Source organism: Streptomyces sp. NPDC096136 (genome assembly GCF_044763325.1).
GTDB lineage: Bacteria > Actinomycetota > Actinomycetes > Streptomycetales > Streptomycetaceae > Streptomyces.
Genome location: NZ_JBIWFZ010000002.1, coordinates 367853 through 382446, shown reverse-complemented (window position 1 = coordinate 382446; position 14594 = coordinate 367853). Strand labels below are relative to the sequence as shown.

Genomic DNA, 14594 nt, shown 5'->3' with positions numbered 1-14594 from the left:
TCTGCTCTCGGGCGCAGAAGCCGCGACACCCGGATCGTCAACCTGGCCGACGGGTCATTCACCCGTGCGTGGGATGGGCTCGACAGGTGCGGTAGGGGCTTTCGGTCGTGACGGCGCAGACGGAAGGGGGCCGGGAGGTCCGTGTGGCGGGGGCGGCGCGTCCGCGCTGCCGCACCTGACCGTGCGGAGGGAGCGGTGAGGGGGCGGATGCCGCAAACCCGTCGCACGGGATTGGCCGAGTCCCTCCGTTCGTCACTTTACGTGTTCGCCCGGATGCGGTGCCCTTGCGGCGTGTTCCGGCTCCGCCACCGCACGCAGAGCACGCGTCCGGGCCGGCGGTGCCTTCAAACAGCGTCGACGTGAAGGGAAGAACCATGGCCACACCCCCCGCTCCGCTCCGGGTCGCCCTGGCCAACGGCAGCTTCGAGGATCCCGTCGTGGCCGGTGTGGAGATCCTGCCGGACGCCTCGCAGACGCAGGCGCCCAAGCGGGTCCCGGGCTGGCTCACGACGGCCACCGATCACCGGATCGAGCTGTGGCACTCGGGATTCCAGGGCGTTCCGGCAGCCGAGGGCGCCCAGTTCGCCGAGCTCAACGCGAACGAGGTCTCCACGCTCTACCAGGACCTGCCGACGACCCCCGGCACGAAGCTCTACTGGCGGCTGTACCACCGGGGCCGCCAGGGGGACGACACCATGGCGCTGGACATCGGCGCGCCCGGCGCCCCGGTGGAGCAGCGGCGCTTCACCGACGGCAACACGGCATGGGGCTACTACACCGGCACCTACACCGTCCCGGCGGGCCAGACGCTGACCCGCTTCGCCTTCCGCTCCGTCTCCGCCGCCGGCGGCAACCGCAGCGTCGGCAACTTCCTGGACGGCATCTTCTTCGGCACCGCCCCCTACGTGGTGCTCGACAAGACGGCCGCGCCCACCGGGCCGCTGGAGGTGGGTGACGTCCTCACCTACCGCATCTCCGCCAGGAACCAGGGCGGCGGAGCGGCGGAGAACCTCGTGCTGACCGATGCCATACCGCAGGGCACGACGTACCTGCCCGGCTCCCTGCGGATCGTCGACGGACCGAACGCCGGGGTGAAGAGCGACGCGCGGGGCGACGACCAGGCCCACTTCGACGCGCAGGCGAACAAGGTCGTCTTCCACCTCGGCAACGGCGCGTCCGCCACCGCCGGGGGCAGCCTGCCCAACACCGAGACGCTGCCGGCGGGCACCACGGTCGAGTACCGCGTCACCCTCGGACGGGCAAGCGCCGGCAAGCAGGTCAGCAACACCGCGACCGCCTCGTACGAGAACCGTCTCGGCGACACGCCGGAACCTCTGACGGCCACCTCCAACGAACAGCTCACGGAGGTGAAGCCCGCCGCCGACCTGGGCGTCACGAAGGCGGCGGACGCGACCGCCGTCACCGTCGGCCAGACGGTGACCTACCGCATCGCCGTCCGCAACGCCGGCCCGAACGACGCCACCGGCGTCGCCGTCACCGACCGGCTCCCCGACGGCCTGGCCTTCCTCTCCGCCGAAGGCCCCGGACGCTACGACCCCGCCACCGGCCGCTGGACCGTGGGAGGCCTGCCGGTCGGCGCGACCGCCACCCTCGTACTGCGGGCCAAGGCCGTGAAGACCGGCCGGATCGTCAACACGGCCTCCGCCACCGGCAACGAGACGGACCCCGACACCGCCGACAACACGGACGCGGTCGTCCTCTGCGTGGAGCCGGCCCCCTCCTGCTGCGACCCCTGCGCCGACCTGAAGTAGCCCGGGGCGGCCCTCCGGGACACCGGCGGCCCGAGGGGGGAAGGGCGACGGCTCGGCGGCCGTTGCCGGTCACCGAGCCGCTGTGGTGTGCGGAGCGGGCCGCGCGGTCGTCGCCGCGCGGCCCGCTCGGTCAGGAGCGCGGCGAGACCTGGACGATGGCTTCGATCTCCACGAGCTGCTCCGGCACGGACATGTCGCTGACGCCGACGATCGTGTCGGTCGTGCGGTGGTTGCCGACGTACTCCTTGTGGAGCCTGGCGGCCGTGTCGAAGTTCTGGCGGAGGTCCTTGGTGAAGATCTTCATGCTGATGATCTGGCTGCGCGGGACCCGGTAGTGCGCGAGGACCTTGTCCAGGTTCGCGAACGACTGGCGCACCTGCTTCTCGAAGTCGCCGGCGCCGATGAAGTTCCCGGCCTCGTCGTGGGACACCTGTCCCGAGATGTAGATCGTGTCGCCGGCCCTGATGCCCTGCGAGTACCCGTAGGACTCCTCCCACGGCACCCCGAACCCGAAGTGGTCCCAGCCCCGGCGTGCCAGGTCCTGCGCACTGGCTCCCTGGAGTCCCGTGACCGTGATCATCGCGGCTGCGATCGCGGCGACCACGGCGCCGATGCCGAACCTGCGCCTTGACTTGGCCATGCCCATCGTCCCTTCGTTCCTGGTGGATCCCGGAGCCCCGACGCTGTCACGGCGGAAAGGAGAACCCCTCGAACGGGAATCGCGCGAACGGCACAGCACAGCCGAAATCCCGCGCACCCGACCGCTCGCCCGTCCCGAGGGGCTTGGGCGCGGGTTCGTCCGCTGGAGGCCGTGGCACGATGCCACGATGATCACTTCGCCGATACCGCCCGTCGTCCCCGCAGGCCGCATGGCCGCGATGGAACAGCCCGTGCTCGCCCTCTCCGGCGGTCTGGAGTTGCGTCCCTGGCAAGTCGGCGACGCCGACGCCCTGGTGGCCGCCTCCCGGGAACCGGCCATCCGCCAGTGGAACCGGCTCGTCGTGGCGTCGCGGGCGGAGGCGGGCGAGCGGATCGGGCGCATGCACGAGCGCTGGCGGAACGAGCAGAGCGCCCTGTGGGCCGTCGCCCGGCCCGCCGACGGTCGGGCGGTGGGCTTGATCGGCTGGGGTGACATCGACCTCGCCGGCGGGAGCGCCGAAATCCTGTACTGGATCCTGCCCGAGGGGCGGGGCCGCGGCGCCGTGGTGGAGGCCGTGAAGCGCGTGAGCCGGTGGGCCTTCGACGACCTGGGCCTGCACCGGCTCCGGCTGTGTCACGCGGTGGCCGATCCCGCGTCGTGCCGGGTGGCCCAGAAGGCCGGATTCTCCCTCGAAGGCACCATGCGCAGCGCGCTGCTGCACGAGGACGGCTGGCACGACGAGCACCTGCACGCCCTGGTCCACGGCGACATCTGATCCCGTCACGGCAGGACCGCCGCCTCCGGGGAGGCGGCGGTCCCGGTGGGGTCCGCGGGGAAGCGGATCCTAGTAGCCCGTGAACCAGACGTAGTTGTCCGCCTGCTGCTCGGGGATGTACTTGTCCTGGGACCAGCGGAAGGAGGTTCCGGTGCAGCCGCCGTTGTTGAAGGACTTGACCCTGACGGTCCCCTTCCACCACCAGCCGGCGATCTTGGTCTGGCCTCCGGCGGACACGGTGAAGCACTGGCTGGTGTGCTGCCCGTTCTGGTTGTACCCCTCGATCTGGATCGAGTGGGCCGCGTAGGAGTTGTCCTGGAAGGCGATTTGCTGGCCGTTGCTGCCGGCGGCGGCGGGGCCCGCCGCGAACAGCAGGGCCGCGCCGGCGAGGGCGACGGCGGTGGCCGCGCCGCGACGCGGGTCGATGCTCTTGAACATGGATGTCCCTCCGTTGGTTCCGGACCTCACGGTCCGGAGCGTGCCCCCATCTTAATGATCTTGAATGGCCGCCTCCGCCTCCGCCGCCCCCGTTCGCCCGGCTGCTCGGCAGTGTGATGCGGTAGTGGCGGGAGGTGTTAACGGGGTGAGTGGGGCTGGAGTTACGCAAGAGGTTGCAATTCATCGGGCACGTTGAGTAACGAGATGCATACTTTCTGTAACGATGGAGGGGTGGCCGCGTCCCGCGAAGGCGCGAGACGGCACCGGCCATTCGGCGTATCCGCGAACCGCACCGCACAAGGAGTCGGCTGATCATGTCCGCACCTGTCGTTGACGTCTGGGGCCCGGTCGCCCCCGGGGCCCGTTCCTCGTTCCCTCCCGCTCCGGAACCGCATGACGAATGGGCACTCGCCGGCGGAATGGCATGGGTCTACTACAGCCCCCTGAACCGCAGGCAGCTCGTCAGGCCCGTCATCCTCTCCGACGGGTTCTCCAGCGGGTCCAGCGACCTCGACCAGCTCTGGCACGGACTGGAGGAGAACGGCGACTACCGCTTCATCTCCGAGCTCCACGCCGCCGGCCGCGACGTGATCATCCTCGGCTACACCGACCGCACGGCATCGATCACCGCCAACGCCGACACCGCCGTCGAGTGCATCCGCCGGTCCGCCTCCGAGCGGGTGGGCCGGGCGAAGCTGGTGGTCGGCGGGTTCAGCATGGGCGGACTCGTCACCCGCTACGCCCTCGCCAAGATGGAGCAGGACCCCGCCCTGCCCGACCACGAGACCGCCCTCCACCTCTCCTACGACTCCCCGCACCACGGCGCCTGGTTCCCCGTCTCCCTCCAGGCCTTCACGCACTACGCGACGGACAAGTGGGGCGACGCCCCGGGCCTGGGCCCCGTACTGCGCCAGTTCTCCGGACTGCTCAACAGCCCGGCCGCGAAGCAGATGGCGCGCTGGCACATCGAGAAGGTCGGTGAGACCCCGGCGCCCGCGCCGGAGCGGGCGGAGTTCCTGAAGAAGCTGGACGCGCTCGGCGGATGGCCGCGCAGCGTCCGCAAGATCGGTGTCGCCAACGGCATGGGCACCGGCAAGGGCAACGGCGTCAAGCCCGGCGTGGTCGCGGTGAAGTGCGACGGCGAGACCCTGCACGACACCTGGCTGGGAACCCAGGCGCAGGGCGCCCACGAAGTCGCCCGCCTGCAGAAGACGGGCGAGGACGCGGTCTCGGTGCGCACCAGCGGACTGCCCGAGATCGACGGCGCCCCCGGGGGCCTGTTCGTCCTGCCGTCCCCCGTGGGCGACACCGGCAGCTTCGGCCTGGCCGGCCTCCTCATGACCCTCCTCGGCAACACCGTGGACCCGGACGTCATCACCACGTCCTGCTTCATCCCCAGCATCAGCGCCGTCGCGGCCGGTGAGATCGACGACCAGAAGGCCCTCTACCGTCCGATCACCCCGGACCACAGCGAACTCGACGCCTTCCTGTGCGCCGGCCGCAACGAGGGGCACACCACGATGACCGAGGAACTCGGCGCGTGGATCGTGAACGAGATCGTCTCGGCCGGCTGACCGCCCGGCGTGGGCGGGCCGCACCGACGTGCCCGCCCACCCCGGTCCTCCCCGGGACGGTGGAACCGCCGGGGCGTCCTGGCTCCCGTGCGGCCGGCCGGACGCGCGTCAGTGCGCGGTGACCGTATAGGCGGCGAGCGGCCGGTTGCCGTGGGGCTTGGCGACGGCCCGCAGGACGTCGGTCTGGCTCAGGAGGAGCTGCCGTACGGCCTCGGGCAGCGCGGCCAGACGCTCCTGCGTTCCGGCCGGGTCGAGGCAGGCGGCGACCTCCCAGTCGCCGTCCTGGAGGCCGTCGGTGTCCACCGGCCCGCCGCCGTCGGCCGTCCAGCCGGCCTCGGGCAGGAGCCGCAGCAGCCCCTCGCGGGACAGCGGGGTACGGACGTTGCCCTGGCCGTGCGAACCGGCGGCCTCGGCCTGTCCCTGGATCAGCACGGCGAGCAGGTGCGCCAGCCGATCGCCGGATCCGGGCGTCAAGTCCCATTCGGCGAAGCACAGTCGCCGCGCCCACGGCCGTACCCGGGCCAGGGTGTCGCGCAGTCGCCCGGGCGACGCGAAGTACCAGGAGCAGTGGGCGAGCACCACATGGTCGAAGGCGTACCCGGAGAAGCCCACCGAAGGGTCCAGGACGTCGGTGCCGAAGCGGAATTCGACGCGCGGCCCGAGAGGCCCTGCGGCGAGCCGGGCCGCCGATTCTCCCAGCGTGACCGGAGCCCCGTAGGAGGGGTCGGCCACGTCGACGGCCACCACGCGCCCCGCGGGCCCGACCGCCTCCGCGAGGACGGCGGTCATGTCCCCCTGTCCGCAGCCCAGTTCGAGGACGGTCGAGCCGGGCCCGATCCGCCAGTCCGCGACCAGTGCGACGCGGTGGCGGGTCTGGGACAGCTGGGCGTCCGGGCTGTGACCGGCGGCGGCCATGCCGGCCGCGAGCGCGGGGGCCTTGGCCTGGAGGTCCGAGTGGTTCACGAAGTCCTCGCTGGTGGTCGACGGGTCGGTGCGGGCCGATGGTAGGCAATGCGCGGCGGGCGGCGCCTGCGATTTCCCGGGCGCCCCACGGGGGTTCGGCCCGGGCGGTGGAAATCCGCTGGCCCGCGGCCGGTGCCGGTCGGATAATCCGGCGGTGGGAACTCTCGTGGCGGTGCGCCGGTATCCGGTGAAGTCCATGCTCGGCGAGGCGCTGACCAGCGCCCGGATCACGGAGGAAGGACTGGCCGGGGACCGGACGTTCGCCGTGCTGGACGAGGCGGGCGCGGTCGGCAGCGCCAAGCACCCCCGCAAGTGGGGCGCCCTCCTGGACTGCCGCAGCAGCGCGGCCGGCCCGGGGGAGGCCCGGGTGGAGCTGCCCGGCGGCGTCGTACTGCCCACCGGGGCCGCGGAACTGGACGCGCGGCTGTCCGGCCTGCTGGGCCGCCCGGTGACCGTGTCCGGCGAGCCGCCGGACCACGGGCTGCTGGAGCGTGCCGTCCCCTCCTACGAGGGCGGGATCCCCGAGGTGATGCGCGCCCGGGCCTCCGTGGACGGGACCGGGGAGACCATCACCTCGGGACGGGTCGCCGCCGGGACCTTCTTCGACTTCGGCCGGGTCCACCTCGTGACCGCCAACAGCCTGCGCAGGCTCCGGCGCAGCCACCCCGCCGGGGACTTCGACCCCCGGCGCTTCCGGCCCAACCTGGTGGTCGACCTCCCCGGAGGGCCGGGCTTCCCCGAGGACTCCTGGCCGGGCGGCACCCTGCGGATCGGCCGGGCCCTGTTCCGGGTCACCGTGCCCACGCCCCGCTGCGCGGTCCCGAACCTGGCCCACGGCGAACTGCCCGCGGACCCGGGCACCATGCGCACCGTGGCCCGCGAGCACCGCGTGCCGGTGCTCGACCTGGGCCGGCTCTCGTGCGTCGGCGTATACCTGGAGGTGCTGGAGCCGGGCACCGTCCGGACCGGCGACGAGGTGACCGCCCACCCGGTCCGGTCGCGCCGGTGACCGGTCAGTCGGGGCGGGGGCCGATCACCGAGCTGCCGTCGTGCACCGTGATGGCCTGCGCCGGGCACATGTCGGCGGCCTCCAGGACCCGTTCCTGCGCGGCGACCCGGTCGGCGCGCGGCCGGGCGTGGTCGTCCTCGAGGGCGAACACCTCGGGGGCCGTGCCCGCGCAGATGCCCGAACCCAGGCACAGCCCGGCGTCGATCCGTACGGTCCACGTCATGCCGCTCACCACCCGATCGGCATGACGCGCGGCCCGCGCACCAGCATCTCGGTCTTCCAGGTGACGTCCCCCGCGAGCTTCAGCCCGGGGAACCGCTCCAGCAGCGCCCCGAGGGCCTCCTGGAGCTCCATGCGGGCCAGCGGGGCTCCCAGGCAGTGGTGGACGCCGTGGCCGAAACCGAGGTGCTGCTGGGAGGGGCGCCGGATGTCGAGGGTTCCGGGGGCGGTGAAGCGCAGCGCGTCGCGGTTGGCGGCGCCGATCGCGACGAGCAGCGGGTCCCCGGCCCGCACGAGGGTGCCGCCGACCTCGATGTCCTCGGTGGCGTAGCGGGCCTGGCCCGCCCCGCTGCCCAGCGGTACGAACCGCAGCAGCTCCTCCACCGCCCGGTCGATCAGGGCGGGGTCCCGGCGCAGCAGCGCGAGCTGCTCCGGGTGGTCGAGCAGGGTGAGGACGAAGTTGGGGATCTGGGAGGCCGTGGTCTCGTGCCCGGCCACCAGGACCGCCACGCACAGGTCGACGAGCTCCGGCTCGGAGAGGCGGTCGCCGTCGGTGTCCCGGGCCTCGATGAGCGCCGTCATCAGGTCGTCCTGCGGGTCCCGGCGGTGCAGCTCGATCAGCCCCGCCATGTAGGCGCGCAGCTCCTCGAGGTTGGCCTCGAACTCCTCGGCCGTGAGCGAGCTGGTCGAGAGCGCCGCGTCGCTCCACACCCGGAACCGCGGCCGGTCCTCGACCGGCACGCCCAGCAGGCGGCAGATCACGGCCACCGGCACGGGCAGGGCGAAGCGGTCCACGAGGTCGACCGGCGGACCGGCCGCCTCCAGTTCGTCGAGCAGGTCCGCGGTGAGCGCGCGCACCTGCGGGCGGAGCTTCTCGACCTGCCGCACGGTGAACGCCTTGGCCACCAGGGACCGCAGGCGGGTGTGGTCGGGCGGGTCCATGCCCAGGATGCCGCTGTCGGTGCGGCCCTCGGACTGCCGGGGCTCGTCGTGCGCGGCGGCCGCCGCACGGCTGAACCGCGCGTCGCCGAGCACGAGGCGGGCGTCCGCGTAGCGGGTGACCAGCCAGGCCGGCTCACCGTACGGCATCTGCACGCGTAACAGGCCGGGCCGGTCGCGGACGCGCTCGTACTCCTCGGCGAGCAGGAGTCCCTCGGCGGTGTTGAAGGGATAGGCGAGGGGGGTGGTGCCGGTGCTCGTCACGTCGGTCTCCCTGGGTTGTAAGCAGCTGCTTACAACCTAGGACGGGCCACCCGGCCGGTCAACGACGCTTTGTGGCCGTTATCCTGACGGGCCTTCCGAGAGGACGACAGCGTGGACGAATCCCCCCGAGCACAGCCCGTGGAACGCCCCCGCAACGCCGCCGCCACCCGGCTGCGGCTGCTCGACGCCGCCGCCGAGCTGTTCGCGGAGCGGGGTTACGAGCGCACGACGGTCAGGGCGATAGCCGAGCGCGCCGGTGCCAACCAGGCGCTCCTGTTCCGCTACTTCGGGTCCAAAGACGGGCTGCTGACCGAGGTCGTGGCCCGGGGCGGCCTGGAACAGCTGCACGCGACCGCGCCGGAGGACCTCTTCGAGACGGCCCTGCGCTCGATGCTCACGCGCAGCGCCCCCGGGGCCGACCGCTCCCTGGAGGTGTACCTGCGGTCCGTCGGCCGGGGGGACGAGGCGACGGCGACCCTGCGGGAACTGGGCGGGGAGTACCAGAAGGTGCTGGCCGGCCTGGCCCCCTCGCAGGACGGGGCCCTGCGCGCGGATCTGGCCATGGCCTGGCTGCTCGGGATCGGCCTGATGCGCACGGTCACCGCCCGCGAACCCCTGGCCAGTGCGGACCCGGAGGCGGTGTGCCGACTCGTGCTGACCACCCTGGACCGTTTCTGGACGCTGCCGGAGCAGCCTCCGCCGCCGGACGCCGGCGACGGTCCGGACGGCGGTCCGGGAGACCCTCCGGCGGCCGGACCGGCCGGACCGGAGGTCAACCGGTCGGGTACTCCGGGATCCGGCCGTCGACGGTCCCGATGAGCAGGCGCCCCCCGAGGGGCCACGGCGAGGGACCGCCGTACGACGTGGACGCCACCGCGTTGCGGCCCCCGGCCGTGGTGGACGGTGCCGGCGTGGACCAGGGACGTCCCGATCGGGGCCCAGGGCGCAGACCCGCTTCTCCCGGTGCGGATCGTCCGGGTCGGTGCCCACCAGGACGTACGGGCGGCTCGCGCGCCGGAGCGTCGGCACCAGGGTCATCCGGGTTCCTCCGGATCGGCACGACGACGACCGCCGTCCCGGGCCCGGCACGGCGGCAGCAGCTCGTGATCCCGTCGCACGGAGGGGATCGCCGGCGGATTCCGCCGGGGCATGCGGAAGTGCCCGGAGCCGTGGGGCTCCGGGCACCTCGTTCAGGCTGTGGCCGGTCGGCCGGTCAGAAGGTGAGCTTGAAGTCGGTGATCGTGCCGGTGTCGGCGGCGCCCTTGTCCTGGACCTTCAGCTTCCAGGTGCCGTTGGCCGCCACGGCCGAGGCGTTCACCGTGTAGGTCTTGTCCAGGTTCGCCGTGGAGTCCGAGGAGGAGTTCTGCAGGCGGAACGAGGTCCCGTTGGGGGCGACCAGGTCGATCTGGAGGTCACCGATGTAGGTGTGGGTGATCTTCACACCGACCTTGAGGGTGCTCGGAGCGTTGCCGGTGACGCCGGTGACGGCGACAGACGAGGTGACCGCGGGGCCGGGGGAGTCCGGGATGGCCACGCGGGTCGTGCTCTCGAAGACCTTGCCCGGGTTCGGGTTGCCGCCGCCCGAACGGGCGCCGACGTTGACGGCGGCCCAGGCGTCGGTGACGCCGTTGACCTCGGGGCTGCCGGCCCCGTACAGCTCGGTCGCCGCCGCGATCGTGCCGGCGCGGGCACCGGCGTAGTCCGTGGTGGAGTTGAACTTGGTGGTGAGCGCCTTGTACCAGATGAGCTGCGCCTTGTCCCGGCCGATGCCGGTGACGGGCAGGCCGTCGGAGGTGGGCGAGTTGTAGCTCACGCCGCCCACGACCTTGGCGCCGGAGCCCTCGGAGGCCAGGTAGAACCAGTGGTTGGCCGGGCCCGAGGAGTAGTGGACGTCGAGGTTGCCGACGCCGGAGTACCAGGCGTCGGCGGAGCCGCCGTCCTTGCTCGGCTTGTCCATGTAGCGCAGCGGGGTGCCGTCGCCGTTGATGTCGATCTTCTCGCCGATGAGGTAGTCACCGGGGTCGCTGGGGTTGTTCGCGTAGAACTCGACGGACGTGCCCATGATGTCGGAGGTGGCCTCGTTCAGGCCGCCCGACTCGTTGCTGTACTCGAGGCCGGCGGTGGCCGCGGTGACGCCGTGCGACATCTCGTGGCCGGCGACGTCCAGCGAGGTCAGCGGGTCGTTGTTGTTCGTGCCGTCGCCGTACGTCATGCAGAAGCAGCCGTCGTCCCAGAACGCGTTGACGTAGGCGTTGCCGTAGTGGACGCGGGAGTAGGCGGCGACGCCGTCGCCGCGGATCCCGGAGCGGCCGAAGACGTTCTTGTAGAAGTCCCAGGTGACCCCGGCGCCGTAGGCGGCGTCGGCGCCCGCGGTGGCGGCGTTGGAGTTGGCGCCGTTGCCCCAGGTGTCGGTCGACTGGGTGAAGAGCGAGCCGGTGCCGGACGTGCCGTGGTTGAGGTTGTACGTCTTGTGGCCGCCGCGGGCCGCGTCGTTCATCGTGAAGTTCGAACCGGACGACGAGGTGCCGAGGGTGACCTGGCCGCTGTAGTGGGTGTTGCCGACACCGGTCTCGATGCCCTGCCACTGGTGCAGCTTCGCGCCCGTCTTGGCGTCGGTGATGACGTGGAGCTGGTTGGGGGTGCCGTCGTCCTGGAGCCCGCCGACGACGGTCTCGTAGGCCAGGGTCGGCACGCCGTTCGCCATCCACACGATCTTGCGGGGAGCGGAGTCGGCCTTGTCGGCCTTGGAGCCGACCGCCTTCGCGGCGTCGAGGGCCTTCGCGGAGGCGGCCGCCGGAGCGTCGGCCGGGGCGGAGGTGGAGACGCCCTGCAGCTGGGCGGAGGACGCCTTGCTGACGCTCTGGGTCCGGTCGGCCGCGGTGCGGTTGACGACCAGGTCGCCGCCGAGGACGGGGAGTCCCTCGTACGTGCGCTCGTAGCGGGTGTGGGTGGTACCGTCCTGGTCCTTGACCACGTCGTGGACGAGGAGCTTCTCCTGCGGGCCGAGGCCGAGTTCCTTGGCCGTGGCGGCCGTGGTGCTCTGCGCCTTGGCTATGAGCTCGGCGCGCTGGGAGGGGGTCAGCTGCGCGGGGAGCGCGCCCGGGTTGCGGACCTGGCCCTTGGGGGCGGCCGCGTTCGCGGACGGTTCGGGCTGCGCGCTGGCACTGCCGGCCTGGACGCCGACGGTGAGGAGGGCGGCTGCGGCGAGCAGGGCCCCGGTGGCGGTGGCGTTCCGCCGGTGCGTGGACTTCACGCGGACTCCTTCGATGCGTGGGGGGTGGAACCGGCGGCCGGGATGGGGCCGGCCGGGTGGAGCGTGTCGATCTCGTCGTGCTGGGGATGTGGAGAGGTTGCCAGCGATCTCCAAGATCGCCATGGACACGTCAGGTATTGGCCGAAAGGCGTCCGGATTTCGCCCTACGGCGTCCGCTGAGCGGACGCGCGGGGCCTGTATGGATGCCCTTATTCAGGTCCAACTCGCCCTATTCCGGGCATGACTTGTCGCGAGTCAAGACCGTGGATGGCGCAATTCGCGAACAGGTAAAGCGTTCGGCATCAAGCGTCAAACAGCCTTGTTCTGAACATGACTTGGCGGGTCTGATCGCGGAGAAGTCGCTCCGAGCGGCGCCACCCCCCAAGGGAGTCCGCAATGCATCCAGCCCGTCGAATGTGGCCGCGCGCCGCGGCCACCACGGCCGCCGCGGCCGGCCTCGCGCTCACCGCGGTGGCGGCCGCCCCGGTGACCGGGATCCCGACCGCCTCCGCGCACACCCGGGCGGTCCCGCGCACCGTGGCCCGTCCCGCCGCCGCCGGCCACCAACTGGTCCGCGCCGTGGGAAGCCCGCTCTCCATCGAGGAGTGCCGGACCAAGTGGAAGATCGCCTGCTACACCCCGCTGCAGTACCGCGAGGCGTACGACCTCAACCCGCTCTACAAGGCGGGCGTCACCGGCAAGGGCCGCACGATCGTGATCGTGGACTCCTTCGGCTCGCCGACCGTCCAGCACGACCTGGACGTCTACAGCCGGCAGTTCGGGATACCCAGCACCAAGGTGCAGGTGGTCAAGTGGGGCAACGTCCCGAAGTGGGACCCGAAGAACGCCGACATGCTGGGCTGGGCCGGCGAGACGACCCTCGACGTGGAGATGGCGCACGCGGTGGCGCCGGACGCGAAGATCGTCCTGGTGGAGACCGCGGTCGCGGAGACCGAGGGCACCACCGGGCTGCCGGAGATGATGGACGCCGAGAAGGCCCTGATCGACCACGGCATCGGCGACGTGATCACCCAGAGCTTCGGCGCGACCGAGAACACCTTCCCCGGCTTCGACAAGGGTGACTTCTCCAGCATCGGGAAGCTGCGCTACGCCTTCGAGGCCGCCGCCCGCAACCACGTCACCGTGCTCGCCTCCTCCGGCGACGGAGGCGCCACCGACAACACCGCCGACGGAACGGGCTACTACCACGAGCGCGTCAACTCCTGGCCCTCCTCCGACCCGCTGGTGACCTCCGTCGGCGGCACCCAGCTGCACCTGGACGACGCCGGCCGGCGCACCGCCCCCGAGAGCGTCTACAACGACAACGGCGCGGGCGGCGGCGGCCAGTCCCACGTCTTCACCCGTCCGGCCTTCCAGGACGGCGTCAAGAACGTCGTCGGCGCACGGCGCGGCACCCCGGACATCTCGATGGCCGCCGCGGTCGACGGCGGCGCGTGGCTCTACTCCAGCTACGACCCGGCGGCCACGGGCTGGGACGTCTCCGGCGGCACCAGCGAGTCCAGCCCGCTGTTCGCCGGCATCGTGGCCCTGGCCGACCAGGCCGCGGGCAAGCGCCTGGGCGACATCCACGAGGCGCTGTACCGCCTGTACGGGCGCTCCGCGTACGACCGCTCGACCGGCATCGTCGACGTCAACGACGGTACGGACAACAGCTACGAGGGCGTCACCGGCTACACCGCGGTGAACGGCTACGACATGGCCACCGGCGTCGGCACCCTGGACGCGGCCCGCTTCGTGCCGGCCCTCGCCCGCGAAGGGCGCCGGGGCTGACACCCCGCCCCGTCCGGCCCGGCACGGTCGGCGCCTCGCCCCGGGAGGGCGGCGCGCCACCCGTCCGGGCCGGCCGGGGTCCCTGTCCCTCCTGCATGTACGGTCCGGCCGCGGGGACCGTCGCCGTGGCGACCTCGTCGCTGGTGATGGCCGCGGGCGCGGCGGTGGCCACCGCGGCCAGCGCCCCGGCGTGCGCGGTCTTCCTCACCGCCACCCGCGGGGCGGACACCCGGGCGCTGGTCCTGGCCGTCGGGTCCGTCGACCTCGGCGCCGCAGCCCTGCTCCTCCTGGGCGCCCTCCCCGCCGTCGTCCTCCTGCGCCGAAGGCCGCCGCGCATCCCGGACCGCCTCCACGCCGGGGGCTGCACCGACCTCCTGTGCCTCGTGCCGGCGGCCATGCCGGTCCGGACCCCGTGAGGACCTCAGGCCGTCACGCGGTCGAACGCGGCGGCGAAGCCGCACCGCTTCGCGATCAGCCGCAGCTGGTCGTCCGGCAGCCGGTCCGGCCCGGACAGGACGGCGGCCATGCCGTCGGCGGCGAGCCCGAGGCCGGCGACGATGCCGAGGTCCCCGGTCGGGCGCCCGTCCGTCGCGTTGGCGTCGGGAGGGCCGGCGCCGAGGGCGTCGAGGGCCTGCGCGGCGAGCGTGTGCCGGTGGGCGGCCCGTGCGTCCGACAGGAGGAGGGCCGTACCGGCCGGTGCGGAGCGCAGGATCAGGAAGAAGGCCTCGTCCGCGTTGAAGAACCCGAACACCGTGTCCGCGCCCCCCTCGCCGCGCACCGCGGCGATCGCTTCGTCGAGGCCCGTGAGCGCGGTGCGGTCCAGTCGGGTGCAGTGCCGGCGGCCGTCCCGTTGGACGACGGCGACCGCGTACCGGTGGTTCTTGTGTGCTGTCACGGCCCCACAGGTGCCCCGTCGGCGCACCCGATAGCCATGGCGGGGCCCGTCGTGGCCCGCAC

At 72.6% G+C, this 14594-nt stretch carries 14 protein-coding genes; 7 read left to right on the top strand and 7 right to left on the bottom strand.

Features of this window, described 5'->3' with window-relative positions:
- Positions 1-374 precede the first annotated feature (374 nt).
- Complete coding sequence (locus tag ACIRBY_RS04775) at positions 375-1772, top strand: hypothetical protein (protein WP_403896143.1); 1398 nt, start codon at positions 375-377, stop codon at positions 1770-1772.
- A 130-nt stretch (positions 1773-1902) separates the two neighbouring features.
- On the opposite strand, the gene ACIRBY_RS04770 is transcribed toward ACIRBY_RS04775, so the two are convergent.
- Complete coding sequence (locus tag ACIRBY_RS04770; protein ID WP_366449546.1) at positions 1903-2412, bottom strand: RidA family protein; 510 nt, start codon at positions 2410-2412, stop codon at positions 1903-1905.
- Between the two features lie 187 nt (positions 2413-2599).
- Here ACIRBY_RS04770 and ACIRBY_RS04765 point away from each other — a divergent pair, with 187 nt between their 5' ends.
- On the top strand, positions 2600-3187 hold the full coding sequence (locus ACIRBY_RS04765; RefSeq protein ID WP_403896139.1) for a GNAT family N-acetyltransferase: 588 nt from the start codon (positions 2600-2602) through the stop codon (positions 3185-3187).
- A 69-nt stretch (positions 3188-3256) separates the two neighbouring features.
- On the opposite strand, the gene ACIRBY_RS04760 is transcribed toward ACIRBY_RS04765, so the two are convergent.
- Positions 3257-3625 (bottom strand): hypothetical protein, encoded by a 369-nt coding sequence (locus ACIRBY_RS04760; RefSeq protein ID WP_403896136.1) that lies wholly within the window; start codon positions 3623-3625, stop codon positions 3257-3259.
- 314 nt (positions 3626-3939) lie between these two features.
- Here ACIRBY_RS04760 and ACIRBY_RS04755 point away from each other — a divergent pair, with 314 nt between their 5' ends.
- A complete protein-coding gene (locus tag ACIRBY_RS04755) occupies positions 3940-5199 on the top strand; it encodes an esterase/lipase family protein (RefSeq protein ID WP_403896133.1) in 1260 nt (419 codons plus the stop codon).
- Positions 5200-5307: 108 nt separating this feature from the next.
- Here ACIRBY_RS04755 and ACIRBY_RS04750 read toward each other — a convergent pair whose 3' ends face one another.
- Positions 5308-6162 carry a methyltransferase domain-containing protein gene (locus ACIRBY_RS04750; protein WP_403896130.1) on the bottom strand — a complete coding sequence of 285 codons (855 nt, stop codon included), beginning with the start codon at positions 6160-6162 and terminating at the stop codon, positions 5308-5310.
- A gap of 154 nt (positions 6163-6316) precedes the next feature.
- Here ACIRBY_RS04750 and ACIRBY_RS04745 point away from each other — a divergent pair, with 154 nt between their 5' ends.
- Positions 6317-7171, top strand: coding sequence for an MOSC domain-containing protein (locus ACIRBY_RS04745; RefSeq protein ID WP_403896127.1), 855 nt, complete (start codon positions 6317-6319; stop codon positions 7169-7171).
- Positions 7172-7175: 4 nt separating this feature from the next.
- Here ACIRBY_RS04745 and ACIRBY_RS04740 read toward each other — a convergent pair whose 3' ends face one another.
- The gene (locus ACIRBY_RS04740; protein WP_403896124.1) at positions 7176-7394 is read right to left on the bottom strand and encodes a ferredoxin; all 219 of its coding nucleotides are present in this window, start codon (positions 7392-7394) and stop codon (positions 7176-7178) included.
- A 5-nt stretch (positions 7395-7399) separates the two neighbouring features.
- On the bottom strand, positions 7400-8593 hold the full coding sequence (locus tag ACIRBY_RS04735; RefSeq protein WP_403896121.1) for a cytochrome P450: 1194 nt from the start codon (positions 8591-8593) through the stop codon (positions 7400-7402).
- Positions 8594-8704: 111 nt separating this feature from the next.
- Here ACIRBY_RS04735 and ACIRBY_RS04730 point away from each other — a divergent pair, with 111 nt between their 5' ends.
- Positions 8705-9412, top strand: coding sequence for a TetR family transcriptional regulator (locus ACIRBY_RS04730; protein WP_403896119.1), 708 nt, complete (start codon positions 8705-8707; stop codon positions 9410-9412).
- Positions 9413-9806: 394 nt separating this feature from the next.
- Here ACIRBY_RS04730 and ACIRBY_RS04725 read toward each other — a convergent pair whose 3' ends face one another.
- A complete protein-coding gene (locus tag ACIRBY_RS04725) occupies positions 9807-11846 on the bottom strand; it encodes a M4 family metallopeptidase (protein WP_403896116.1) in 2040 nt (679 codons plus the stop codon).
- 396 nt (positions 11847-12242) lie between these two features.
- Between ACIRBY_RS04725 and ACIRBY_RS04720 the strand changes: the two genes are divergently transcribed.
- Together ACIRBY_RS04720 and ACIRBY_RS04715 are read left to right on the top strand one after the other, a co-directional pair.
- A complete protein-coding gene (locus ACIRBY_RS04720; protein WP_403896113.1) occupies positions 12243-13637 on the top strand; it encodes a S8 family serine peptidase in 1395 nt (464 codons plus the stop codon).
- A gap of 125 nt (positions 13638-13762) precedes the next feature.
- Positions 13763-14053 (top strand): hypothetical protein, encoded by a 291-nt coding sequence (locus ACIRBY_RS04715; RefSeq protein WP_403896111.1) that lies wholly within the window; start codon positions 13763-13765, stop codon positions 14051-14053.
- Between the two features lie 5 nt (positions 14054-14058).
- Here ACIRBY_RS04715 and ACIRBY_RS04710 read toward each other — a convergent pair whose 3' ends face one another.
- The gene (locus ACIRBY_RS04710; RefSeq protein ID WP_403896108.1) at positions 14059-14532 is read right to left on the bottom strand and encodes a tRNA adenosine deaminase-associated protein; all 474 of its coding nucleotides are present in this window, start codon (positions 14530-14532) and stop codon (positions 14059-14061) included.
- Between the last annotated feature and the right edge of the window lie 62 nt (positions 14533-14594).

Coding starts and splice junctions, on each gene's coding strand:
- ACIRBY_RS04740 (WP_403896124.1), bottom strand. CDS start 7,394: ATGACGTGGACCGTACGGATCGACGCCGGGCTGTGCCTGGGTTCGGGC.
- ACIRBY_RS04755 (WP_403896133.1), top strand. CDS start 3,940: ATGTCCGCACCTGTCGTTGACGTCTGGGGCCCGGTCGCCCCCGGGGCC.
- ACIRBY_RS04760 (WP_403896136.1), bottom strand. CDS start 3,625: ATGTTCAAGAGCATCGACCCGCGTCGCGGCGCGGCCACCGCCGTCGCC.
- ACIRBY_RS04770 (WP_366449546.1), bottom strand. CDS start 2,412: ATGGCCAAGTCAAGGCGCAGGTTCGGCATCGGCGCCGTGGTCGCCGCG.
- ACIRBY_RS04720 (WP_403896113.1), top strand. CDS start 12,243: ATGCATCCAGCCCGTCGAATGTGGCCGCGCGCCGCGGCCACCACGGCC.
- ACIRBY_RS04765 (WP_403896139.1), top strand. CDS start 2,600: ATGATCACTTCGCCGATACCGCCCGTCGTCCCCGCAGGCCGCATGGCC.
- ACIRBY_RS04775 (WP_403896143.1), top strand. CDS start 375: ATGGCCACACCCCCCGCTCCGCTCCGGGTCGCCCTGGCCAACGGCAGC.